The 22,452-nt window shown below is 70.1% G+C and carries 23 protein-coding genes; 10 read left to right on the top strand and 13 right to left on the bottom strand.

Going from position 1 to position 22,452, the window contains the following annotated elements; translation table 11 throughout:
• Positions 1-41: 41 nt before the first annotated feature.
• The 5 genes from EDJALFJO_RS09915 to EDJALFJO_RS09895 all read right to left on the bottom strand — a co-directional run bounded on the left by EDJALFJO_RS09915 (position 42) and on the right by EDJALFJO_RS09895 (position 5,215).
• Positions 42-1,457, bottom strand: a complete 1,416-nt coding sequence (locus EDJALFJO_RS09915) for a hypothetical protein (protein ID WP_143448423.1) — start codon at positions 1,455-1,457, stop codon at positions 42-44.
• On the bottom strand, positions 1,454-2,935 hold the full coding sequence (locus EDJALFJO_RS09910) for an SCO6880 family protein (protein WP_088284691.1): 1,482 nt from the start codon (positions 2,933-2,935) through the stop codon (positions 1,454-1,456). The genes EDJALFJO_RS09915 and EDJALFJO_RS09910 overlap by 4 nt, the downstream gene beginning before the upstream one ends.
• The gene (locus EDJALFJO_RS09905) at positions 2,932-4,122 is read right to left on the bottom strand and encodes a hypothetical protein (protein ID WP_143448422.1); all 1,191 of its coding nucleotides are present in this window, start codon (positions 4,120-4,122) and stop codon (positions 2,932-2,934) included. Before EDJALFJO_RS09905 ends, EDJALFJO_RS09910 begins: the two co-directional genes overlap by 4 nt.
• A complete protein-coding gene (locus tag EDJALFJO_RS09900; RefSeq protein WP_143448421.1) occupies positions 4,119-4,697 on the bottom strand; it encodes a hypothetical protein in 579 nt (192 codons plus the stop codon). Before EDJALFJO_RS09900 ends, EDJALFJO_RS09905 begins: the two co-directional genes overlap by 4 nt.
• A 224-nt stretch (positions 4,698-4,921) precedes the next feature.
• Positions 4,922-5,215 (bottom strand): hypothetical protein, encoded by a 294-nt coding sequence (locus EDJALFJO_RS09895; RefSeq protein ID WP_143448420.1) that lies wholly within the window; start codon positions 5,213-5,215, stop codon positions 4,922-4,924.
• A gap of 166 nt (positions 5,216-5,381) precedes the next feature.
• Here EDJALFJO_RS09895 and EDJALFJO_RS09890 point away from each other — a divergent pair, with 166 nt between their 5' ends.
• Genes EDJALFJO_RS09890 through EDJALFJO_RS09880 form a run of 3 tightly spaced genes read left to right on the top strand, consistent with a single transcriptional unit; the run spans position 5,382 to position 6,441 of the window.
• Entirely contained in the window at positions 5,382-5,588 is a 207-nt protein-coding gene (locus EDJALFJO_RS09890) for a helix-turn-helix domain-containing protein (RefSeq protein ID WP_158220366.1), read from the top strand.
• Positions 5,585-6,082 (top strand): DUF4913 domain-containing protein, encoded by a 498-nt coding sequence (locus EDJALFJO_RS09885; protein ID WP_088284681.1) that lies wholly within the window; start codon positions 5,585-5,587, stop codon positions 6,080-6,082. The genes EDJALFJO_RS09890 and EDJALFJO_RS09885 overlap by 4 nt, the downstream gene beginning before the upstream one ends.
• The gene (locus EDJALFJO_RS09880) at positions 6,079-6,441 is read left to right on the top strand and encodes a DUF6547 family protein (RefSeq protein WP_088284679.1); all 363 of its coding nucleotides are present in this window, start codon (positions 6,079-6,081) and stop codon (positions 6,439-6,441) included. Before EDJALFJO_RS09885 ends, EDJALFJO_RS09880 begins: the two co-directional genes overlap by 4 nt.
• 22 nt (positions 6,442-6,463) lie before the next feature.
• Here the strand turns inward: EDJALFJO_RS09880 and EDJALFJO_RS09875 are convergent, their stop codons facing one another.
• On the bottom strand, positions 6,464-7,303 hold the full coding sequence (locus EDJALFJO_RS09875; protein WP_143448419.1) for a serine hydrolase: 840 nt from the start codon (positions 7,301-7,303) through the stop codon (positions 6,464-6,466).
• Between the two features lie 147 nt (positions 7,304-7,450).
• Between EDJALFJO_RS09875 and EDJALFJO_RS09870 the strand changes: the two genes are divergently transcribed.
• Positions 7,451-8,050 (top strand): hypothetical protein, encoded by a 600-nt coding sequence (locus EDJALFJO_RS09870; protein ID WP_143448418.1) that lies wholly within the window; start codon positions 7,451-7,453, stop codon positions 8,048-8,050.
• Here the strand turns inward: EDJALFJO_RS09870 and EDJALFJO_RS09865 are convergent.
• Both EDJALFJO_RS09865 and mobC read right to left on the bottom strand, forming a co-directional pair.
• Complete coding sequence (locus EDJALFJO_RS09865; RefSeq protein WP_088284673.1) at positions 7,989-9,608, bottom strand: hypothetical protein; 1,620 nt, start codon at positions 9,606-9,608, stop codon at positions 7,989-7,991. The two genes, EDJALFJO_RS09870 and EDJALFJO_RS09865, sit on opposite strands and share 62 nt — an antisense overlap.
• Entirely contained in the window at positions 9,605-9,979 is a 375-nt protein-coding gene (gene mobC, locus EDJALFJO_RS09860) for a plasmid mobilization relaxosome protein MobC (RefSeq protein WP_088284671.1), read from the bottom strand. The genes EDJALFJO_RS09865 and mobC overlap by 4 nt, the downstream gene beginning before the upstream one ends.
• Positions 9,980-10,300: 321 nt before the next feature.
• On the opposite strand from mobC, the gene EDJALFJO_RS09855 reads away from it, so the two are divergent.
• The 3 genes from EDJALFJO_RS09855 (at position 10,301) to EDJALFJO_RS09845 (ending at position 12,743) form a co-directional block, all read left to right on the top strand.
• Entirely contained in the window at positions 10,301-10,804 is a 504-nt protein-coding gene (locus tag EDJALFJO_RS09855) for a hypothetical protein (RefSeq protein WP_143448417.1), read from the top strand.
• Positions 10,805-10,971: 167 nt separating this feature from the next.
• Positions 10,972-11,265, top strand: a complete 294-nt coding sequence (locus EDJALFJO_RS09850) for a hypothetical protein (RefSeq protein ID WP_088284667.1) — start codon at positions 10,972-10,974, stop codon at positions 11,263-11,265.
• Positions 11,265-12,743, top strand: a complete 1,479-nt coding sequence (locus EDJALFJO_RS09845) for a hypothetical protein (RefSeq protein WP_088284665.1) — start codon at positions 11,265-11,267, stop codon at positions 12,741-12,743. The genes EDJALFJO_RS09850 and EDJALFJO_RS09845 overlap by 1 nt, the downstream gene beginning before the upstream one ends.
• 44 nt (positions 12,744-12,787) lie before the next feature.
• On the opposite strand, the gene EDJALFJO_RS09840 is transcribed toward EDJALFJO_RS09845, so the two are convergent.
• Positions 12,788-13,999: a helix-turn-helix domain-containing protein gene (locus EDJALFJO_RS09840; protein ID WP_233149781.1), complete on the bottom strand. Its 1,212-nt coding sequence runs from the start codon at positions 13,997-13,999 to the stop codon at positions 12,788-12,790.
• 178 nt (positions 14,000-14,177) lie between these two features.
• Between EDJALFJO_RS09840 and EDJALFJO_RS09835 the strand changes: the two genes are divergently transcribed.
• Positions 14,178-14,573, top strand: a complete 396-nt coding sequence (locus EDJALFJO_RS09835) for a hypothetical protein (RefSeq protein WP_088284661.1) — start codon at positions 14,178-14,180, stop codon at positions 14,571-14,573.
• A gap of 77 nt (positions 14,574-14,650) precedes the next feature.
• Here the strand turns inward: EDJALFJO_RS09835 and EDJALFJO_RS09830 are convergent, their stop codons facing one another.
• From EDJALFJO_RS09830 to EDJALFJO_RS34900, 3 genes are all read right to left on the bottom strand, one after another.
• A complete protein-coding gene (locus tag EDJALFJO_RS09830; protein WP_088284659.1) occupies positions 14,651-15,055 on the bottom strand; it encodes a hypothetical protein in 405 nt (134 codons plus the stop codon).
• Between the two features lie 1,287 nt (positions 15,056-16,342).
• Positions 16,343-16,519, bottom strand: coding sequence for a hypothetical protein (locus EDJALFJO_RS34195; protein ID WP_158220364.1), 177 nt, complete (start codon positions 16,517-16,519; stop codon positions 16,343-16,345).
• A 921-nt stretch (positions 16,520-17,440) separates the two neighbouring features.
• Positions 17,441-17,728: a hypothetical protein gene (locus tag EDJALFJO_RS34900; protein WP_198950171.1), complete on the bottom strand. Its 288-nt coding sequence runs from the start codon at positions 17,726-17,728 to the stop codon at positions 17,441-17,443.
• Here EDJALFJO_RS34900 and EDJALFJO_RS09810 point away from each other — a divergent pair.
• Both EDJALFJO_RS09810 and EDJALFJO_RS09805 read left to right on the top strand, forming a co-directional pair.
• The gene (locus EDJALFJO_RS09810; RefSeq protein WP_088284651.1) at positions 17,657-19,267 is read left to right on the top strand and encodes an ATP-dependent endonuclease; all 1,611 of its coding nucleotides are present in this window, start codon (positions 17,657-17,659) and stop codon (positions 19,265-19,267) included. The genes EDJALFJO_RS34900 and EDJALFJO_RS09810 overlap by 72 nt on opposite strands.
• Before the next feature lie 3 nt (positions 19,268-19,270).
• On the top strand, positions 19,271-20,953 hold the full coding sequence (locus EDJALFJO_RS09805; RefSeq protein ID WP_088284649.1) for a UvrD-helicase domain-containing protein: 1,683 nt from the start codon (positions 19,271-19,273) through the stop codon (positions 20,951-20,953).
• 405 nt (positions 20,954-21,358) lie between these two features.
• Here EDJALFJO_RS09805 and EDJALFJO_RS09800 read toward each other — a convergent pair whose 3' ends face one another.
• A complete protein-coding gene (locus tag EDJALFJO_RS09800; RefSeq protein ID WP_088284716.1) occupies positions 21,359-22,432 on the bottom strand; it encodes an integrase core domain-containing protein in 1,074 nt (357 codons plus the stop codon).
• Positions 22,433-22,452: the final 20 nt, after the last annotated feature.

Raw genomic sequence — 22,452 nt, 5'->3', positions numbered from 1 at the left:
AGCGGTCCAGGGGTCGTCGTTGCCTCGCGATGTCGATGTCCTCATGACGTCGCTCCCATCGAGGCGCCGGGGTCTGTGTTGTAGAGCCGTTCCTCATCGCCGACGAGGGTCATCTCCACGGGGATGCCGACACGGTCGCCAGCCTTGATGAGGTACTTGCCGCGGCCGTAGTGCTTGCCCCCTGGCGTCCACGAGGTCGCGGACGACCACGACTGGACGGTGGCCATCTCGCGGCGGGTGAGCCGGCGGAGCCGCCCGATCTCCTCGAGCTCGCGTTCGCTCATGGCCGTGAGCACCGTGACCCCGCACCGGTCGAGGAATCCGCGGGCCTTGGCACGGTCGGCGTCCGTGCCGACGGCGGCAAGGTCGTCGAGGGAGTGCGTGAGCATCAGGTGCGCGACCGACTTGTGCCGGTAGACGCGCGTGAGTGCGTCCGCCTGGTCGACGAGGGCGGACGACCCACGGAGCGCCCGCCACATCTCGTCGAGGACGGCGAGGAACTGCCGCTGCGGCGCAAGTCCAGCGCGGGCCAACGCGACCGACGCCTCGATCATCGCGTGGCCGTAGGACCACGTCGCGAGCATCGCTGCGGCCATCAGGGTGTCACCGGCGGCCGTTACCCCAGACAGGTCGATGCAGACGGCCGAGGCGTCGAGGTCGATGGGCGTCGTCGTCGGCCCGTCGAAGACACCTTTGAGCGGACCTTCGAGCAGCCCGTACAGCGTCTGCCGAAGACGGACGCTCGCCGACTCGAACCGTTCGACCGGGACCTGCGCGGCGCGCGACAACGCGCTCGGGCCGTCGTTCACGGCCTTCAGCACGTCGGCGATGGTCGGCGAGGTTCCACCGTGCTGGCCGCCGCTCAACGCGGTGAGCTCGTCCAAGGCGGCGCCGAGGACAGCCGCCTCCCAGTCCGCGAGTCCGGATCGGCGCTGCAGCGCGCACAGTGCGAGCAGCGCGTTGAGCCGCTGGCCGCGGATCTCGGCAGCGAGCTCCTCGCGGGCGACGCCGTCGAGCCGGGCCATCGCCTGGCCCAGAGGGCCAGCATCCAGCGGGTTGATCCGCGAGAGCCCGCGCCCCACGCGGATCACCTGACCGCCCGCGCTGCGAGTGACGGGGACGTACTCGCCCTTGGGGTCACCGAGCACCAGGGGCCGGACGCCGGTGGCCATGAGTCCGCGGACGACCCGCTTGGCCAGGCTCGTCTTCCCGGCCCCGGGCGAGCCGATGACCATCATGCCGAGGTTGGTCGTGAGGCCGGCCCGCTGCCAGGCGAAGGGGTCGCAGCAGACGACCTCGTGGGTGACCAGGTGCCGCCCGACGGGGACGCCGGTCGAGGGGGCCCCCGAGCCGGCACCGAACGGGAAGAGCCCGGCCATCTGCGTCGTCGTCCCTGCGTAGGCCCAGGGCCCCGGGTCGACGATTCGCCGCCCGGTGAGGGGGCTCCAGCGGATCATCGGGCCCACCGCCGGGTGAGCTCGTGCAGGTCGAGCCCGGCGGGCAGCCCTGCGAGGAAGCCCGCGGCGTGATTCCGAGCCATCCGCCGCAGCCGCAGCTGGGACCGGCCGGCGGTTTGCTCTACCTCGGCGATCGCTGCGGGCAGGTCGACCTCGTCGAGCACGGTCACCGTGACGCTGACGGTCTGGGCGACCCACCCGGCACCGAGTGCGACCTCGGCGGCCGCCTGATCAGCCGCGCGGGAGTCCTGCTCGTCCTGCGCCGTGCGGGCCCGGCCGATGACGGGCATCCGGGAGAACGCTGCGGTGAGACGCTGCCCGCGCTGGCGGGCGCTCGCCGCGGTCATCGCGTGCTGAGCGAGGGTCGGCACGTAGGTCGAGACGACGCGCTTGCGGAACGAGCCCGGCCGGGTAAGCGCGTCCAGCACTGTCGACGGCACGAACTGCCGCGGCGCCGCCGTCCACACGAAGGACGCCGACAGACCGGAGTCGTGCGCGTACGCCTCCGCGTACTCGACCGCCGTCGCCGGCCCGGCCAGGTGCCAGGCCGGGACGTCGTCCGGTCGCTCCGTGGCCGCGAGCTCCATGCGACCGGCGGCCGCGGGGTCGAACGCGACCCGGACGGCGGCCGCCAGCTGGGCGGCGGTCGCCCGCCCCAGGACGGTGACGCCACACCCGTCGAGGGCACTCTCGAGCCCGGTGACCGACCGGTCGAGCAGCGGGAGGTAGGCCTCGATGCCCTTGCCTCGCTGCGATCGAGGGATCTGCGGCCCCCAGGCTGCGAGGTCGAAGACGAGCGTGAGGCGGGTCTCGGTGCGTGCTGCGACTGCCGGGCTCGCAGCGACCACGGTCGCCATCAGCGCCGCGCAGTCGGGCGGCGCTTCTGCGCAGACGCTGCCGAGCACGGAAGCCTCGAGCTCGGCGCCTGAGGCCGGTGCCGTCTCGACGACGGCGACCGCAGCAGCGACCTCCGGATGCCGGCCGAGACCCTCGAGGAAGCGTTCCCACCTGGAGACGGCCGCGTCTGTCTCTGCGTCGTCGTTGAGGTCTGCCGCCGTAGATGCCAGCCGCAGCGTGACCGCGAGCCGACGGCTCGACGGGTGGTGGACGGCGCCGTACGGTCCGCCGCCGGCGTGGACGTCGACCATGCGCGTCTGCGCGAGCGGTCCGGGCAGCGCCCACCCGTGAGGGGTGACGGCGGTGTGCCGGATCGCACCACCGCGCTGCGCCGTCCGCCACTGCAGGACTGCGACGCCGTGCCCAGCAACGGAGGTGCCACCGATCCGGACGCCCGCCAAGAGGATGCCGACCGATGCCGTGAGGACGAGCGCGACGCCCACCCGCAGCGAGTACTGGGCGAGAAGGACCGCAGCGAAGTACGCGCCGACGGCGAGGGAGACGCCCTTCCAGCCGATGCCGCGGAGGGTGAACCTCTGTGCGGCAGGGAGCCAGTTGCCGTAGAGACGATCGGTGCTCATCGCGGACCTCCTGAGGTTCCGGGTGGGGTCGAGCCGCTCGGGCCGGCCGTGCTGTCGGGTGGCGCACCCGGCGGCGGCCCCGCGGCGCGGGCTCCGGCGCTGCCGCCGGGGGTGGACGTAGCCACGGGTGTGCCGGCCGCCGTGCCGGAAGGTGTCCCAGCACCGCCCGAGCTCGATGCACCGGCCGGCCTGATGGCGCCGGCGGCAAGGGAACGAGCCCCGACTGGTGCCGGCGCCGCGGCCGTCGCGGCACCGCTCGGGCCCGCTGCACCCGCTCCGGAGCCCGCGGCGCTGCCGCCCGCGGATGCTCCGCGGGTCGCGAGAAGCTGGGCGGCGGTAGCTCCCATCCCGACGACTGTGGCTACGGAGCTGAGGCCGCGCTGGCCCTCGGGCATCCCGTCGACGGCGAACGTGACCAGCCGCAGGAGCGTCGGTAGCGCCACGGTCGCGGTGACGAGCATGACGAGGGCGACGGCAACGTTCTGGACGCCGGTCGAGCGTCCGAGCAGCGACAGACCGAGCCAGTAGATGAGCGCGGCCGCGGGCTTGAAGAAGATCAGCGCCAGCTGCCAGCCGAGGATGCGCGGAAGCCAGGTACGGCTGGCCTGGGCGAACTGCCCGGCGGCTGCGAGGGGCAGCATCGCTGTGAGTACCAGCACCGCGCCGTCCCGGAAGAGCATGAGCAGCCACTGGAGTGCCCCGACCAGGAGCATCAGGCTCGACCAGAACGCGACCTCTGCCGGAGTGACGCCGGGCAGCGTGAGCACGGTGACGAGGCGGCCCCCGAGGTCCTTCGTCGGGACCGCATCGAGGACGCCCGCCGCGAGGCTCTCCGACCAGTCCTGCAGCAGCGCGACCACGACGATCGACGCGGAGGCCGTCGCGCCGAAGACGAGACTGCCGCGGACGACGTTGCGCACCCAGTCCTGGGTGCCCGAGAGCAGGCCCCAGCCGACGGTCGCGAGCAGCGCGAGCACCGCGACCGGTAGCGCGATCCAGGTCAGCACGAAGGTCGACGCTGTGTGGAGCACCGGCTGGTCGACCGACGTAGTGCCGGTCGCCGTCCACCAGCCGAACAGGTCCGTCAGCATCGCCCCGGCCGCAGTGCGGATCTGGTCGGCAAGGTCGGCCCAGACCGAGTCGACGACCTCCAGTGCGCAGCCCGCGGGCGTCAGGCACATGGTCATCGCGGGCCGCCGTCGTAGGGGTGGACGGCGGTGTCCGGTGCCGAGACCGTGGAGGCGGCGCTGCGCCAGTCACCCCACGCCGGGGCCTCGAGCCGCCAGTCGCCATCGATCCAGCGCAGGGTGATGACGAACTCGGTGAACGTCGGGGCGCCACCATCGTCGGCCTGGCGGACGACAAGGCCGACCTGGACGGTGGTCAGCGGGACTGCCGCGGCCTCATCGGCCGGGGCAACGATCTGATAGCCGGCCACGGCGTCGGTGCTGGGCACGGGCAACGACGCGCCGTCGTCGATCCCCGCCGCTGCGGCCGCGTCCGTGTAGGCCTGCTGTGTGAGGCGAAGCAAGGTCGCACGATGTTCTCCCACGACCTGCTGGCCGATCGTGGTCTCGAACGAGTGCGGGCCGACGAACGGGAACGTCCGGACCACGAGGTGCGCGGCCGCGAACGCTGCGCCGCGCGTCGTCCGGGAGAAGCAGGCGGCGCTCGTGGTCGTTGCGCACTGCGGCCCGTCGACCGCGGAGACCGGTAGGGGCATGCCGGCGACCGGCACCCAGGTGACGTCGTGGGCAGTCACCGCGGCGCCGGGCGCCTGCGCAGCCGACGGGCCCTGCGTCGAGCCGTTCAACGTCGTCGGTGCCTTGGTCCCCGAGGGCGGACTGGCCAGATGGACCGACACCCAGCCGATCACGCACACCAGCACGACAGCCACCAGCACGCCGGCGGCCCGGCGGGGCGCAGGCGCACCGGCTGCGCTGGAGTCGTCGACCGGTCGACGTTCCCGAAGCATGCTGGCGCCCATCACGGCATCAGCGCCGAGATGAGGGCGTACCCGCCGGCAGCGAGGCCTGCACCGATGAGCGCCATGACGATCGACCGGGCTCCCTCGCTCGAGTCGCCGTGCTGGCGCGCATTGAGAGCGAGCCGGAAGGCGCCGACCAGGAACCCGATCACGGCGGCCGCGTAGACGGCCCACAGGGCGAAGTTGAAGATCATGCCCACCGGCTCGCCGACCCCGGGTGGCGCGACCGGCTTGGGGACAGGAAGGGTCGTGCCGCCGGCAGTAGCAGCGTGGAGAAGCGTCAGAACCGTCATCGTCGATCCTCTCGACAGTTAGGCGTTACAGGTGGGACTGTTAGATCGACGGTAGCCGCCTGGAGACGCCCGAGCAAGCCCCCACAAGCCCCGCCGCTACGGAATGCATTGCGGGCCAATGGGTTGGCAGCGCGTGCCCGCTTCCGGCCCCGATGGAGGGATCCGCATGGAGAACCGCTTCGCATCACCCGGCGACCCGGAGGTGCTCACGCTGACGCAGACCGCCAAGCTCCTGCGCCTGTCCGAGGAGCGGGTCAAGGCCGAGGTCGACGCCGGCCGCCTCGCCGGCCGCCGCATCGGACGTTCATGGCGGTTCTCGCGGACAGCGGTGCTCACCTGGCTCGGGACGACCGGCGGTGACGCGCCCCGATGACGGACGACGTCACACCAGAAGCGCTCGCCGACGACGTCGCCGACCTCGCCCGCGAGCTCGAACAGTTACGCGCGCTCTACGACGAGACCAAAGCGCGGCTCGACAACGTCCACCTCGACCTCGCCGAGCTCGTCCAGGCTGTTGAGGCCCCGCCCGTCAAGCCTGCGGACAATGTCTACGAGGACTGGCATACCTGGGTCGTCATGTGGCTCGAGCCCCGAGTCTCACGCGGACAGCACCACCGGTGGTGCCTCAAGCTCCAGGAACATCCGGAGGCCGAGATGCGCCTCGAATCGGTGTGGCTTGCCTGGGAGGCGATGTGGCCCAAATCGGCCGAACGGGCATCGTGGCTCCGTGATTGTCTGGATCCGCAACTGCTCTCGCTCATGACTCCTGACGGGGCGCTCAGGTTGTGCTCCGCCGCGGAGCACCAGCACACGACCCCACCGGACCTGAAGCGGCTCAAGACGGGGCCAGGCATGATGCTGCAGTGACCGCAGCGCGGAAGCAGTACCGGGATGTGATTGACCGCCTCGTCAAGTCCTGTCTCGAGGGACAAGGGCAGATCAGCGCAGACCGAGCCAGGCGGGGAGTATGGAACCCGAACGCGCTCGGCCTCGGGGACGGCATGGAGGACCAAGCAGCCATGAACGACCTCCTGGCTCGCCTTGCACCCGAAGACCGAGAACTACTCGCCAGCATCCTCAGCGAGCAGTTCGTCCATGGAGTCCACGAGACGCTTGTCGTCCTCCACGAGGAACAGGTACCGCCGTTCGACGAAGGCTACGAGGGCAGCCCGTTCCACGACTTCGTGGGAAGGCTGGACGGCTGGCCTTGGCCCACCACGGCCTGAGCAACCGTATCGACGTATGCCATCACCGGACCGATGCGTCGAGGCGCTGCTTCATAGCGCGACCGACCTCAGCCATCGTCCCAAGGACTTCGTCGCGCGGATCGCTCGCCCGCCAGTTCGCGATCACTGCATAGCTGAAGGCCGCGTCAGCAGTCCGCACCAAGCCGACGTCCGCGCGCACCCCGGCGTCAGTCCCGGTCTTGTTCCACAGGGTCAGACCACGATCAGGCTCGCCGTGACTCAGTGGATCGAGCCCGAACGCTGACGCCACCATCGATAGGTCCACACTCGCCGAGAGCCAGCCGAGTAGGCGATCTCGCTCCCGAACCAACGAGGCGTTCGCCGATCCCAGCTCAGCGAACACCCCGGAGAGTTCGAACGCGGTGCCCGAAGACAGCCGCTCCGCGGTCGCCGGTGTGCGCTGGTCGCGGACCCGGTCATGCAGCGCAGACCGCGCGATGCCGAGGTTCGCGGTGGCTCGATGCACAGCATCTAGACCCACCCGGTGCAGCAGCACGTTCGTCGCGAGGTTGTCACTGACGGCAGCCACGAGCACCGCGAGATCCTCCGGTGCCAGCGCCTCCACTTTGAGGTACTGCCACAGCCCCGAGTCACCGACAGCGAGCTCATCCGTCCGCTGCAGCGGCACGTCGGCGGGCAGGAGCCCTTCGTCCAGCTGACGAGCCACCTCGACCAGCAGGAACAGCTTCCCGACGCTCGCCGTGGACAGCACGTCGTCCGGCCGGTGGGCGAAGACGACCTGGCCGTCGCCGTCGCGGACGCACACGGACCACCGGACCTCGCCCATCCCGTCGAGCCGCTCGGCGAGCGCCGTCCAGTCCCCACCAGAGTGATCTGTCACGGTCAGAGTTTCCCCCACGCTGCTTCTCCGATCACACGACCCACCGCAAGGACGTCGGGCACGGCTCGGCACGTTCCATGCCGATTGCTACTGTTCCGCCGCAAGTCGGTGATCTTCGGGGAGGCTCGGGTGGGCTGGGTTGACGTCGTGAACGCGGTCGGCGTCGTCGGGGCGCTCGGCGTCGGCGCCTACCAACTGCGTACCTTCGCTGTCGAGGGCCGCCAGCGCGATGCCGACCGCCGCATCGAACGCTCGCTGGAGCTGTACGAGGACGTCGTGGTCGGCGGGGACACGGCGGAGGCGTTCCACCGTCTCTCAGTGCTGCTCCGACACCGTGGCACCGAACAGTTCGGCCGGACGACGTGGCTGATTCTCACGGACGACGACTTCGACCCGGGCGGCGTTCTCGACCCGTCGGCCACCGGTGTGGGCACGCCCTTCGCAGACTTCTACCGGATCATCTGGTTCTTCGAGCGGGCGGAGAACGCGCTCGACTTCGGACTCCTCAACGAGGACGTCTTCTTCCGGACCACGGGCTTCCACTGCTGGTGGTGGGGCCAGCTGCTCGGGCAGGTCTCAGCGGCCAAGGCCATGAAGTCGCTGCGAGGGCTCGCCCCACGCGCGGAGCAGTGGGCGCGCACAGAGGGACTGCTGGAGTCGTGGATGTCTCACTGCCTGACCGACTTCAACGGCGGGCCTGCGGCGGTCGCGGGCGCCGGCCCGAAGCAGACTCCTGGCCCCGTGTAGTCGCAGGTCGCCCTGTAGTCGTGGCCCTCTTGCGGCGCGTCTCAGGTTCGGTCGCCGTGGGCTGCCGTCCCGCCGGTCGCTCTTGCACGCGTCGCCCCGTCGATTGCTCTGAACGGATCGAAGCCCAGGCCCGAAGACCGATCGCCGCGTCCGCCGCTCCCGGGCGGCCGAGCCGGTCGAGGGCATCAGCGATCCGGGCGAGATGAGCCGCGATCGTCAGAACCGCGCCGGCGTCCCCCGGCACGGCAGCTCCCAGGAGTGCCACGCCGGCCGCCACGTCCCGTAGCCCGTGGACCCGCCGTCGCATGTCGGGACGTCGACCGTCCGGCCCACGAGCGGCACGGGCCAGGTGCGCCGCGGCATCCGTGAGCGGTCCGCCTTCGCGTCCCTCCACGACTCGGGCGAGCGACGAGGCAACCTCCGCCGCCGAGATCGCCTGCGCCTGCAGAGGAGCAGGGAGCCCAGCTGCGTCGCTGGGAGCCCTCGCGCGCACCCTGCCCTCCACCACGGGCGCGGTGCCACTTCGTCGGCGGGCCCTGGGCGGCGCGCCGACCGTCTCGAGCTCACCGGCCGCCCGCTCAAGAGCCCGCGCCGTCCTGACGAGCAGATCCGCCCGTTCCTCGGCAGTCAGCGGACGACGTGGTGCCGGCACCGCCTGCCCGCCGCTGCCACGAGTGCTGGGCCCGCCACCCTCACGCCACCGCGCCTCGAGCCGGGGCAGCGCCAGGTCGGACGCCAGCTTCGAGCCGCCGAACCAGACTTGCCCGCCCTCCGACGTCACGTCGCCGGGGCGCCCGACGGCGTACCCCGTCAGCTCACCCGCCCGCACCGTCGACTCCCGCCACCGCACCGCCACACCCGCCGCCTCGAGACGGGCGGTGAAGTCCGCCCGCGACGTCGACATGGCGGCCGCCGTCCGGACCTCCCGCCGCAACCACGCCCGGGCGGGCTCCGCCGCCCCCGCCCGCGCCGCCTTCTGCACCTCCGCCCGCGAGACCGCCTTGTCCGCCGTCCGGTCCCGCCCGGGCGTCGGGCGCAGCCCGAGCTCCGCCTCGACCTCCATGACCGCCGCTCGCGAACGCGGCCAGTCGTTCCACGCCTTCTCGGTCCGCCCGTCCTGGCGGACGAGCGTCGCCACGAGGTGGACATGATCATTCCCCGCCGCCGACAGCCCGTGGTGGACGACGACCCATCGGCAGGCGGCAGGGTCCGCCGCACGCGCCACGCCCGTCCGTTCGAGGACGCGCCGGGCGGCGAGCGCCCACTGGGCGTCGGTCAACGCTCCCTCGTCGGCGGCAACGGCGATGGGCACGTGCCACACGTACTGGTCAGGCCCGCCGAACGTATCGACCGGGTAGCGGAGCTGGGCGGAGAGGGCGGCGCAGTCCCGCCCTTGGGCGCCGGCCCCGCCCGGCTCGAGGCGGGCGAGGACGGCGGGGTCATCGCCGAGCCAGGAGGCGATGAGCCGGGGGTTCGTGTGTTCGTTCGTCTCGCCCGGGCCGTAGAGGTATCGGATCAGCCCGCCGACGTTGCTCCCTCGCCCGCAGTCGGCGATCACTCGCTCGCCTCGTCCCCGAGGGCGGCCGCCAGGCGGTCGACCCGGTCGAGGGCAGCGGACGCCGACCCGAGGACCCGCCCGCAGAAGGCGAGCACCGCTGTGGCGTTCGCCGGCGGCACACCCTCGGAGTTAGCGACCGCCGCCACCTGGTTGACGTTGACACCGACCGCCCGCACCTGGCGGGCAACCTCACGAAGCTCGATCTGGACGGCGAGCAGTTCACGCGGCGGGACGGCCAGGCGAGCGAACCGCCGCCGGATGCCGTCCGCCCGATCGAGCGCCGCCTCGGCGACGAACCGCCCGAGCGCCTGGCCCTGCAGGCCGGCGGCTGTCCTAAGCCGGTCCCGCTCCTCGCCGGAGAGCCGGAACATGATGCTCGCTTCACGCGGGACCGCGTCCCGTGCTCGCCTGCGTGCCTGCGGCACAGCGCACCTCCCCGCGGAGCGGGCCGACCGCGCCGGTCGGCAACAGTCCCACCGTAAACGGTGGGACTGTCAGTCCTTCCGCCTAAGCAGCGCTTAGGCATTCCTTGCTCAATTCTCGACCGGTCAGGAGGCCATCGGGGCGGGCGGGCACGGACGGCGGCGAGCATGGGCTCCGCTGCTGTCGCGTGGGATCCTGGCCGTCACCGGACGGCGGGCAGGTGATGCGAGATGGAGCGGTGCCTCCAAGCCACATGCTCCGGCCTCGCCTTGACCGAGTGGTGGCTTCTCTGCGAGCAGCACACCCTCGTCCTCGACGCCGCCGCCGGCGCCCTGCCGAGCGCGCTTGCCGACCAGGCCTCCGCCGCGGGTTGGGACGCGGCGGACTGGGCTGAGCGCATCGCACCAGCGCGCTGGGGGCACGCCGCCGAGCAGGACCCGTGGGTCCTGCGGCAACGGGCTCTGAGTCTCGCCTCGGCGGTAACGCGACGGACGGCGCCTTGTCGGCACACAGCCGCCCACGACGCCGCCGTGCCGGTCGTCGTCCTGGCCCGGGCGCCCGGCGTCTCGGCGTGCCCCGTGTGCGCCGAGACGACGGTCGCACGGACGACGACCGCTGGACACATGTGCGACCGCTGCCATCAGGTGCCGGTGGGGCTCGACGACAGGACCGCGCTCCTCGTCGGGCAGGCACTCATTCTCGTCGCACAGCTCTGCGAAGGCTGCGCCACAGCAGCTCTCGACAGCTTCCGGCTGCCGCAGGACGGCGCGTAGGCCCGTCGGCGCGACGTTCAACGTGTCGGTGGCGGCACCGAGACTCAACCCATCGCCATCCACAGGTACAGGGACGGCGGCCGGAGCAGCCTCTTGTCCACAGGCGGCGCTTGGCCGCCGACGCGTCGCAGACGAGGCTTCCCCACCTGACCACGAGGGAGAATCCGATGAGCCGGCCCCGCATCTGGCAAGAGACCCCCGGCCGCCTGGCTGCCCGAGCCATCCTCGCCGGCCTCGCCGCCGACGAGACCGAACCGTTCGACGTCCGCATCGCTGCACTGGACGCCGTCGGCGAACTGCAGGACGACCTACCGCCCGGCTGCACGCTCGACTCGGTCGACGTCCTGCCCGGGACGGTCCAACACGCGCGGCAGCTGCTCCTCGAGGACGTCGAGCGCCAGGGCAGCACCCGCGACACCCTCGCGACCAGCCGGGCGGCAGCACGACTCGCGAGCTTCTGATGGCCACGTCCGACGGCTACGCGCAGACTGGCTACGCCTTGCACTGGCTCCTTCAGCACGGGCATGCGGGCCTTTCCGACATCGCCGGCGACCTCGTCATGGCAACCCGCGCCCGGGACCAGGTCCTGACGAACCTGTTCTTCTCGGGGCTCTACATCGTCGGCGCCACTCACGAGTCCGTCGAGTTCGGCGCCGACGACATGCTGCGGCACCCGGTGCGCGGCCTCACTGAGATGCTCCGACGCACCCCGGCGTCACGACTCGAAGGCCCCGCACCCACCGACGTCCTACGTGCACCACCCACGCATCCAGCGGCGCAAGCATGGGTCGCCGCCGCCGATGCCAGCGAGAAAGCGGCGCACTCGATCTCACGGGCACGACCGGAGCAGCTCACGGTCCAGGCCTGGGAGAGAACGCGGCCGGGCGACGACATCGTTGTTGGGGAGCCGATCGGCGGCACCGCTGGCGACCCGTTCACGCCCTCAGGGGCGGTAGCCGCTTTGCTGGGCAACCACGTCGCTTGGTCTCTCACAGCAGACGTCGCTGCGATCGCCGGCACCGTGACCATCCTCAACGACCAGCTCGCGGCCGAGCTCGAGCGGGGAGCGACAATCCACGGGGCACGCTCGCTCGCAGCCGCGGCTCGACGACTGCGGACCTCCGCCGTCGACGACCTCCGGGTCATGTCCAGCCTCGTCCTCCGGCTGAGCGAGGCCGGCCCGCTCTTGCCTGCGTACGACCTGCGCCCGGCCTCCCCGCGCGCAGCAGCACTGCGTTCGCCCTGGCACATCGGCGCCGCCCTGGACCGGACGATCGAACTGCTGGACGGCGCACAGACGCTGACCGCGCCGCAGCAGCGCGCGCTCGCCGGCAGCATGGCGTCCGTCGCCCACCGGTTGTCAACGGTCCTCCCACCGCCGGCGGCGAAGGCCCTCGACGAGCTCGCTTCGAAGCAGGTGCTGTTCGCGGCCCAATGGACGCACACCGCCATCTCAGCGACCACCGACGGCAACTGGCAGGCGCCAACCCAGCTCGCACAGGTAGCCAAGGTGCTGAACGCCGAGGGGCCCGGGTGGGTGCAAGCGCCACCAGATCCGGAGCTGATCGGATACCTGACCCGGTCGGCCCAGCGGCTCCCGACGATCGTCCGGATGACCGCCGACAATCTCCGCACCGGCCTGACCGCAGGGCACTTCCTGACCCCGTCAAGCCAGCCGGAGCAGCCCTTCGAGCCCGTCCCGCCGCGCTTGCGCTGGCGCGTCCAGGTCGAGGCGACTACCGGCGAGCTCGTCGAGGCGGCCGGCCGGCTTCGGAGCGCAGTGGGCCCGAGCCTCCCTCCACAGCTCGTCGCGGCCGGGCGTCTGCCGCGGGCGAGCGTGCTCCTACGGGACGCCGCACTGCAGCCAGCGCCGCGCCCGAACCACCCCGCGGTGTTCCCCGGGCGGCACGAGCAGCGACTTCCACGACGACGCCGCTGACGCGCGTCGTCAAGTTCTGAGCTGGCAGGAGGACGAGCGAGCGATCAAGCAACGCCCATCTTCGCCGCCATGCTGCGCAGCGGCGCACGCTGCACCCGTTCGCGGTCGAGCAGGTCTCGCACGAGCTCGCGCGCCATCGGCCGGTTCCGGACGTGCTGCGCCGCGATGTTGTCCGCCACCGTGAGTGCCTTGAGCGCGTCCTCGTCGCGACGGTTCATGCCGTAGCCGACCGCCCGCACAACCCAGTAATGCGCCTGCCGCTCGCCGGACTCGATCCGGGACGGGTCGACGGCGGCGGCCTCACGCAGCACGTCCGCTGGGTGGCCGAGCTCGAGCTCGACCTCGGTCGCGTGGATCCCGACGTTGACGGCACCGAACATCGTCTGGAACACGTTCGGCAGAGTCACCCGGGCGGCGACCTCCCGGGCCGCCTCGAGGTGCGTGCGAGCGTCCGGGGTCGACCAGAGCCGGCTGTATGCCACGGCCGCGCGCAGGTGCATCGCGCCGTAGAGCGCGAGCAGTGTCTCGTCGTCACCGCCGGCCGCCGAGTCGAGCTCATCGATCGCGGACGTCGCGACCGCCTTCGCATCGGCGATCGCACCGGCGTGCAGCCACACACCGCACAGGTCCCAGGCCGCGGCTGCCAGCAGCGCAGGCGAACCACCGCGCTGAGCCGCAGCAAGTTGCAGCTGGACGGCAAGCCAGGCCAGGTCGTGGTGGCCGAGAAGGTTCGATGTCACCCGGGCGATGTGGCACGCGCGCAGGGTGAGCTCGTCGACCTCGTCACGCTCCACGCCGTCTGATGTGCGCGATGCGACGAGGAGATCCTCGACAAGGTCCGGAAGCAGGTCACCGACCGCGGTGAACTGCGCGGCCTGTCGGTGCTGCTCACACCGCTCGACGACCGCGCGCAGGTCGGCGAGCGACCGTGGCGGACGATCCGCACCTGCACCCAGCGTGGGCAGCGAGGCGTGCTGCAGGGCAAGTCGGAGTGCCGGTACGGCGGCGTGCCCGGAGTCGAGCTCGGACGTCTCGTGCCGGTACGGCTGCCCAGTGAGCTCCACGACCTCGACGCTGAGAACCTCAGCGATCTTGGCCAGGACGCTCGCCCGGTCGAGCGGAAGGTCCCCTCGCTCCACCTTGGACACCCACGATGCCGAGCGACCCATGAGGCCGGCGAACTGGTCCTGCGTGAAACTCGCGCGTCTGCGAGCACGCGCTACGCGCCGTCCGACCCCTGCCTGCTGCTCGTCCATGACTACCCCCTGCCGTCGAGGCATCGTCTCACGATGCCCACCCGGAAGATCAGGTCCGGGCCACCGTCGTGGACCCAGGAAACTGCGGACAAGTTCCACCGACTGTCAGTTTTTCTGCCAGTCATGATCTTCGCGCTGCCGTCGCACCCGCCACAGACGTCGAGCACGGGGAGACATCGTGGACGGGACAGACAGCGCGGACGGACCGGCGGACGAACAGGGACGCACCGCCGAGGGCCACATGGTGGCCGCGGTCTTCGCCGCCGTGACGGGCGCGAGCATGCACTTCAGCACGGTCTCAGCGTCACTACAGGGCGACGGCGCTGTGCGTCTCACGCTGAGCGGCGGCGACCTGGCCTCCGTGCATGACGTTCTTGCCGCCACCTCGCGTCGCGACATGCGGCCGTTCCGCGTACGGCTGGTTCCCGGCGCTGCGGACGCGGTCGCGATCGACTGGCCCTCGCGGACGATTGCCGGAGTTGTCGTCGCAGTGTCATGGCTGGTCGAGGATGCGGCGGCGATGGCTGCAGCCCTCGAACTGCCCGAACACGCCGAGCCCGAACCTGACAGGTGATGATAGATCGCCTCGCGGGCCCCACAGCAGGAGCACGAGGCGCGTGCCTGACTGACTGCTGGCGACACATTCGGCGATCAGGCCTCAGCGGAGAGGTAGGCGGCTGGGACGAGCGCTACGACCAGCTCGGCCTGCGGGCCTGGCGCGAACGCCACCCTCCCGGCCCAGCCACCAGAGGCGTCGTTCTCGTCGCGGACCCAGGCCAGGAGCAGCGCCGGCCATCGGCCCGGCCAGCGCGGGTCCTCGTCGATCCAGCAGTGCTTGGCGGCCGGCTTTGCGTCTGACTTGGTCCCCCGCGCGATGCGCAACCGGCGCTGCTGCTCCAAGACGTGGCTTCCGCCCAGGTCGCGCCGGCTGCCAGACGTGGGCACGGACGCTTGGCGAGCAAGCACCGCGGCGGGGTCGCCGGCCAGGAACGCCGGCCGACCGGCGTCATAGACACGGTTCTCAGCCACCAATCCAGGGTGCCACAACTCGAACATCTGTACGAGTCTCTAGTGTCGCCCGAACCCGCCGTCCTTCCGCGTTCGATCATCCGGTCGCCCTCGAAGGACGCCGCGGTCGACTGCGCCGTCGTGGTCGCAGCCGAGGCAGGGGCCCCAGCCGACGCGGGCGTGGAGGGCCTCGAGCTCGGCCACGACGCCGCCCTCTTGCTCGAGGAGCGCGGAACGGACGCGGGTCCGCTCGGTGATGACGGACTTCTTGAGGTAGCCATGTCCGGGGGCGCCGTCGGGGTGATCATCGGGCGTCCTCTCGTGAAGCGAGGCCCGCGAGGTCGTCTCTGACAGCCGTGCTGCGCCGGTGGATGGCGTGGAGCTCGCATTCGAGGTTGAGGGCCGGGTCGTCGCGGGTGGGGCCGGCGGTGCAGACGCCGCTGCTGAGCCGGGCGACGACGGGCAGGGGGTGCGTCGCTGTCGGGTGCAGCGACGCGGCCGCCTGTGGCGTACGCGCCGGGCGGGGCGCGGATCTCGGCGCGGCGACGGTGCTCGGCGTGCGCGGTGACCGCGGCGTCGTCGTCGCGTCGGCGAGTGCGTCGCCGACGGCGGCCGCGGCGGCATGCAGATACTCCTCGAATTCGCGTCGGCTCAAGTCCCGTCGGTCATGGCGCTACCGGAGCACCTGGAGCAGGCGCGTCGCGGGGTCAGGCCGCGTCAGCGTCGGGGCGGCGAGGACCTCAGAGCGACCGCCGGAGCGCCGACGTGGCCGGGCTGGTGGCGCCCGTAGTGGCAACGCGACGGCAGGGCGCACGGGGTGGGCGTCCAGTTGAGGCGGCTCCCCCACTCACCCGGCAGGGCGGGTGGACGGCGCTGCAGTACCGACTGGTCGAGCCGAGGCAGACGACCGCCGGGTACCCACACCAGCAGGTCGGCGGGCGGCCGTCTTCGTCGACGTCGACGAAGGCCACCAACCCTGCGGAAGGTACCCGGCGGCTTCGCGGGGGCCGAGACGACAAAGCAGTGCGACGAGGTGGCGACCGGGCGCCCCGTCCGCAGCAGACGTTCGGTGCTCAACGGCCGGCCGGGTGCTCGCCGCTCGGCACGACCTGGACGGCACGTCCAGCGGTCGGCGTCGTCGTCCATCCGCGTCGACACCACCGGCCACGGCCCCGACGTCCAGGGCGTCCTGGCCGGCACCGACGACCCGGAGCGCGCCCGACCCGGTAACCGGGGGCTGCGTCAGTCGCCAGACTGGCGACGACGCAGCCGAACCGCCGCATAGCAACGAGGCGGGCCGCGGGGTTCTCAACTCCCGCTCTTGTCATGCCGAACCTACGAAGCCGACTCCACCATGAGGACGCCGCCGAGGGTGGGCGCGACAGTCCGCAATGTGTCCTCAGGGGCATTCACGATCCAGTTTGGCCCCACGAGGATGCTCATCCCGATCACATCGGCAGTGCTCTTGCGGAACTCGATGACGCGGTCCTTCGCGGCGTCCGTCGGATACACGCTCAATACGATCTCTTCGTTGCAGTCCGCCTGACTTGAGGCCTCCGTGGCGTCCGTCTGCTCGCTGTAGGACGGACAGAGCCCACCCGCAGCAAGGAAAGCGTCGCGTAACTCGACCGTAGATGGGTAAGTACTATTCACGATCGCGGTCGACGTCGGGGCATTCACTTTGGGCGAGTCCGAGGCCAAAGCAACCCTCGGCGCGCCCCCACCTCCGCACCCGGCCAGGACGGCGAACGCCAGGACAGCGCCGATAACTCGAGGCACAGTGTCTCTCCTTGAAGATCGAATCGACGAAGGCCCGGCGTGGGAAGTTGAATAGGGTCTTCGCGAGCATTGACTGACCTGAACTACCACGCTCAGGCCTCAAGGACCTGCTCCCCTATCTGAGGTAGCCGGGTCAGGCTACTTGTCTCTCCGGATAGCGCGTCCGCGGCACCGCAGTTCCGTCCAAACGAGTTCCGTTGCGCACCTGCCCGGGTAGCAGCCGCATCCCGCGGCCCGTGCCCGCAGGCGCGGCGGTCGCGTCCGGCTCGGTCGCCTCGCGGCCAGCGCTCCCCATGCCCGTCGTCCATCCACTCTCCGCCTGACGGCAGGCTCCTCCTTCCCCGAGGCCCCCACTCGGCCGCGGGCTAGCCTGCTGGCCGAAGCCTTCCCGGACACTGGCGACCCAATCACCTGACGGGGACAAACCGGCTATTCGACGGATGCCGGCGCTCGGGCAGACGGTCGAAGTGGGGGGCGGCTCGCAGCATTTCGGGTGAAATGCAACCCACCCGGTCACGGATCGGTAGCGTCCGGTGACAGCCGTCGATGCGGGCGTCGAACCGGCACTCATCGGGATACAAGGGGGCAACTGTGGCTCAGCGCACGCCGTACGCGAGACGCTCAACCACCGAGCGAACTAGTCGCCGAATCCGTCTAGAGAGCATCGGCCACTTGAAGCTGGGCGACCCCATCGACTTTGCGATCGCGACAGACATGAACATCGACGGAGTCGCGGCCTTGGACCAGGGTGTCAAGTCGACTGGGCGCATGCCCGAGTACGCGGCCAGCGTTGTTGCCCAGACGAGCGATCGGGTTCGGCAGCCCAATACCGACGCTGACCTCGAGGAGCCGTTGGGCGGAGCTGAATAGATGCGACTCGCCCGACTCGCCATCACGAATCACAGTCGCCTTCAAGACGTTGACCTTGAGGTGCGTCAGCACCTGGTGCTTGTGGGGCCTAACGACGTGGGGAAGTCCTCCGTTCTACGTTGCCTCAACCTGTTGCTCGGTGCGAGCACCGCCCAGCTCTATTCCTGGCTGTCGGTCGATGATCTGCGCGACGAGGCGCAGCCTCTTGTCGTCGAGGCGGATCTGGTCGACTTCACCGCTGATGACGAGGCAGTGTTTCCGGACGAGATCAACATCGATGGCGCCGGCGGTAAGTCGCTAACGCTGCGGCTTGAGGCCACGTTCGACGCGAACCAGACGCTCGTCGTCGAGCGCCGAGCACAGGGTGCTGGACACAACCGCCAGCTATCGCGTCAGCAGTCGGCGGCGATTGGCTGGAAGCTGCTTGGCGCGACCGCGATGAGTCGGGACTTGAGAGAAGATCGACGCTCAGTGCTGGACGAGATTCTGGAGCAGGTCGAGCTCGGGGCGGAGCGGGCTGGTTTTGATGATCTGGCCAGCAAACTGCAGGAAAGGCTGGAAAGCTCTGCCGTGCTCGGGTCGCTTCGCGGTGATCTCGCGGGACAGTTGAGCAAGGCGCTTCCTGATGCTGTGGCCAAGGATGACCTGCTCCTGGTTCCGGGCGCTAGGGCCGACAGTGACGTGCTGAGCGACGTCCGTCTCCAAGTCATCAAAGCCGGTGTTCCACGCGACCTCTCCGAGCAGTCGGATGGGATGCGGGCGCTGTACGCGCTGGCGCTGTACGACCTGGCAAGTGTTGGCGCGAACGTCGTTGGCATCGATGAGCCAGAGGTTCATCTGCACCCGACCAGTCAGCGCAGCCTCGCCCGCCTGCTGCAGAATGGGCCGAACCAGAAGATTCTCGCCACGCACTCCGCGGACATCGTTGGCGCGTTCGAGCCCGACTGCATCGTCGCCGTGCGTGCTGGTGGCCAGGCGGTCCAGCCTGATGCCAACTTCCTCTCAGACGATGAGCGCATGGTCGTGCACTGGTGGGTTCGCGACAAGCTTGAGCCGCTCACCGCGCGGCGAGTGATCGCGGTGGAGGGTGTGTCTGACCGGATTCTCATGGAAGCAGTCGGTGACCTGACCGGGCGAAATCTTGATCGCCTTGGCGTCTCGCTCGTTGAGACCGATGGGTCTGGCGACATGGGGGCGATCATCAAGCTGTTCGGCAAGAGCGGCTTCGACATCCCCATGTCGCTGCTCATCGATAGGGATGCGGCGGCCGAGACTGCTAAGCATCTAGGCGCTCCCGAGGCTGACCTGGAGAAGCATTCCACCTACGTTTCCGATCCCGACCTTGAGGCTGAGTACGTGAACGCCTTGGGCGCAGATGTCGTATGGGCGGCGATTGAAGCCTCGACGCTCTTCACTAACAACGAGCGAGCAAACTGCGGCGCGTCTGGCCCAGGTGGCACGAGGACGGCGGAGGACGTTGCCGCCTTCTGTCGACGTAAGGGCAAGGGTTACAAGGTGCGGGCTGCCATGGTTGTCGCACGGTTGTTCACAGCAGCTACGGCCAAGTCCATCCTGAGCATCAGTCGCTTGCTAGACGAGTTCACGGCATAGCCGATGGTCACCCCAACCGCTGCTCAGCAACAGATCCGCGATCACGAAGGTCTCGCCCTGCTTGTGGTCGCTCCTGCCGGATGTGGCAAGACCGAGGCGCTGGCACTTCGTGTTGCAGGGCTCCTGGACCGGAATGTGACGCGTGGCGCCCGTAGAATTCTCGTTACGACCTTCTCTAACCGTGCCCGAGACAACATCCGCGATCGGCTTCGGTCCTATCTGCCGTCGCCCATACTTCGGGATCGGGTCTTCGTGACAAACTTCCACGGCCTCTCGGCTCGCATCTTCCGCGCACATGCACGCGTGATCGGCCTTGATCCCGAGATGGAACTGCCTGAGTCGGACTGGATCCGCGAGCAGTGCCTGCGTTGGGGGTGGGGGTGGGACTGGATCACGCCCTCCGAGGACGCGCTGCGCCTCGCCAAGCAGCAGGCGCTCGACGATGCCAGGGTCGAGGCGTTCCTCCAGGCGCGCGGCGCGAGGGGGGCTCTGCAGCTTGAGCGTCAGAGACTGACTGAGAACCGCCTAACCTACGACGACCTTCCTCGGGTTGCCGAGCTGATCCTGGCGAACGACGCCGTGGCTGGCCTATACCGGAGTCACTTCGGTGCAGTCATCGTCGACGAGTTCCAAGACCTCACACCGCAGCAGCTGAGGATCGTCAACCGGATCGGTCTCGGCAAGACGACGTACGCAGGCGACCTTGCGCAGGGCATCTATGGCTTCGCCGGCGCGCAGCCCGCCCAGATCGACGCCGCGATCCGTGCCGAGTGCCCTGACGTCGTCGAGTTCGCCGAGTCGCACCGCTCATCGCCTGCCGTGCTGACGATGGTGAACTCACTAAGTGGCCTGACCGGTGGACTGACGCTCTCGTCGGCTCGCCCGGAGTCGTGGCCGGGTGGGGGCCTGGCGGCGGGAATCGCCTTCAACGACCCCGCCCAGGAAGGGCAATGGGCGGTGGCCTTCGCTCGCTACATCCTCGAGCGAGCGCCACAGCAACGCATCGGGGTCATATGCCGCAACGGGCCGCGCCGCGAGACGGTCGACGCGATCGCCGAGCGATCTGGCCTTCCGGTGTATCGCTGGGATGACGGAGTACTCGACACCGAGACGGCGAAGCACATGAAAGTCATGCTCTTGCGCCTCAATGCCGCCCAAGCGCTCGCATCCGCCGATCCAGTTCAGTATCTCCGGGAGGCGGCCGAGCTCGAGACAATTGCCGATCCTGACACGCGGCGGTTCTTGGCGGAAGCGTTGGTGTGGTGCCTCGACAAGCTCCGCGATGGCATGACGGCAGCCCAGGTCCGTGACCGAATCAAGGTCGGCGACCAGGACACCCTCCTTACGGCTCCCGGGCTTCATCTGTTGAGCGGCCACATCGGGAAGGGGCAGCAGTTCGACTGGGTCGTCGTGGTTGGCGCAGAGGACGGGATCATCCCGGACTGGCGCTCGAGCACCCAGGCCGCAAGGCTTGAGGACGCTCGCGTGCTCTCCGTGATGCTCTCGCGTGCCCGCCACGGTGTAGTGGTCACGCACGCCACCCGGATCGCCAACAGGCACGGCAAAGTGCGCACCAAGCAAGCTACGCCGTACTACGCACAACTCAGGGCAGCATCCCCTACCGATGCGGCAGGCGTGCATCGCTTCCTCAAGACCGCTGATTGGCAGGCCATCGCCGCCCGGTGAGGCCAAGATTGTCTGGTTGTGCGGCCCGACAATGCATCAAGCGCGCCGCCTCCGCCGATCAACGTGGCACGACAGATCACGCCGCACCGGCTGCACTCCTGAGTCGTTCCTCGCCGTCGACTGCACGTGAGCGACGCGTTGCCGTGACCTGCGATGTGTCGTGCTCAGCAGGGCTGAAGGGTGCCATTTCGCGATTCGGCGAGATTGGCGGCGCGAGTTGGCGGGTCATCGGGGGCCGCCGACGACTGCGAAGGCGCGCGCGCGTGACTTGCTGACCGTCGGGGCCGGGGCGGGATCGTCGACGGCGAGTTGAACCCTGCGCTGAGGCCGGGCGACGTTCCGCGGTGCCGACCTGGGGCATGGAGCCAACAGGCATCTCTCGAAGAACGCCGCGAGCCGGGGGCTTCAGGCGGCGCGGTGGTACTCGTGGAGGAGACCGCCGAGAAGGTCTCGGCGCACGACCCGGTCGCCGGCCGCAGCTGGCGCGCATGCCTCGACCGGTGCAGCCAGTTGCAGACTCCGATGGGGCCGGACCCTGTTGTAGTGCTCGACGTACACAGTCAGGACACGCTGCAGGTGTCGCGGCCCGGCGAGCAGGACCCAGTCCAGGCACTCGGCCCGCACCGTGCGGACCCACCGCTCCGCGAAAGCGTTCGCCTGCGGTGCCCGCGGCGGGGTCTTCAACACCTCGATCCCGGCGCCGGCGAAGACGGCGTCGAACGCCGCCGTGAACTTCGTGTCCCGGTCCCGGACGAAGAACCGGAACCGCTCCGCGGTCTCGCCGAGATCCAGGAGCAGGTTCCGTGCGGCTTGGGTCACCCACTCCCCTGTGGGGTGAGCGGTGACACCCAGGACGTGCACGCGGCGCCGGTCGACCTCGATCACGAACAGCACGTACAACCGGGTCAGGCCGATGGTCTCGACACTGAAGAAGTCGCATGCCAGCGTCCCTGCCGCCTGGGCCCACAGGAAGCTCACCCAGGTCGGTCCGCCGTGCCGGCGCGGCGCTGGTGTCAGCCCGTGACGGCGCAGGATCCTGCGCACCGACGTGGCAGACACAGTGACGCCGAGCCGGCGGGCTTCGCCGACGATCCGCTGGTAACCCCACCGCGGGTTCTCCCCCGCCAACCGCAGCACCAGGTCCACGACCTCCGGGGCAAGGCCGCGCCGCGTGCCGGTGTGCGGGTAGGTCCAGCGGCGCGCGACCAGTTCCCGGTGCCAACGCAGCAGCGTCGTCGGAGTCACCAGGAACACCGACCACCGCTCCCGCGGCAGCATCGACGCCAGCCACGCCAGCACGAGCCGGTCCGACGGCTGGTAGCGCGGCCGGGCGACCTGACGCTGCAGCACGACCAGCTGGTGACGCACAACGGCGAGCTCGACGTCCTTCGCGTCCGGAGACGACCCCAACCCGAGCCACCCCACCAGCCGCCGCAAGACCAGCAACCCGACCGTCTGGAACACCACGACCGTGATCATCTCACCCTGCATCAGCGCTG

The sequence above is a fragment of the Kineosporia sp. A_224 genome (genome assembly GCF_002198655.1).
In the GTDB taxonomy this organism is placed as follows: Bacteria; Actinomycetota; Actinomycetes; order Actinomycetales; family Kineosporiaceae; genus R-H-3.
Note: the sequence above shows the minus strand (reverse complement) of the source record. Positions and strands in the feature narration are given on the sequence as shown.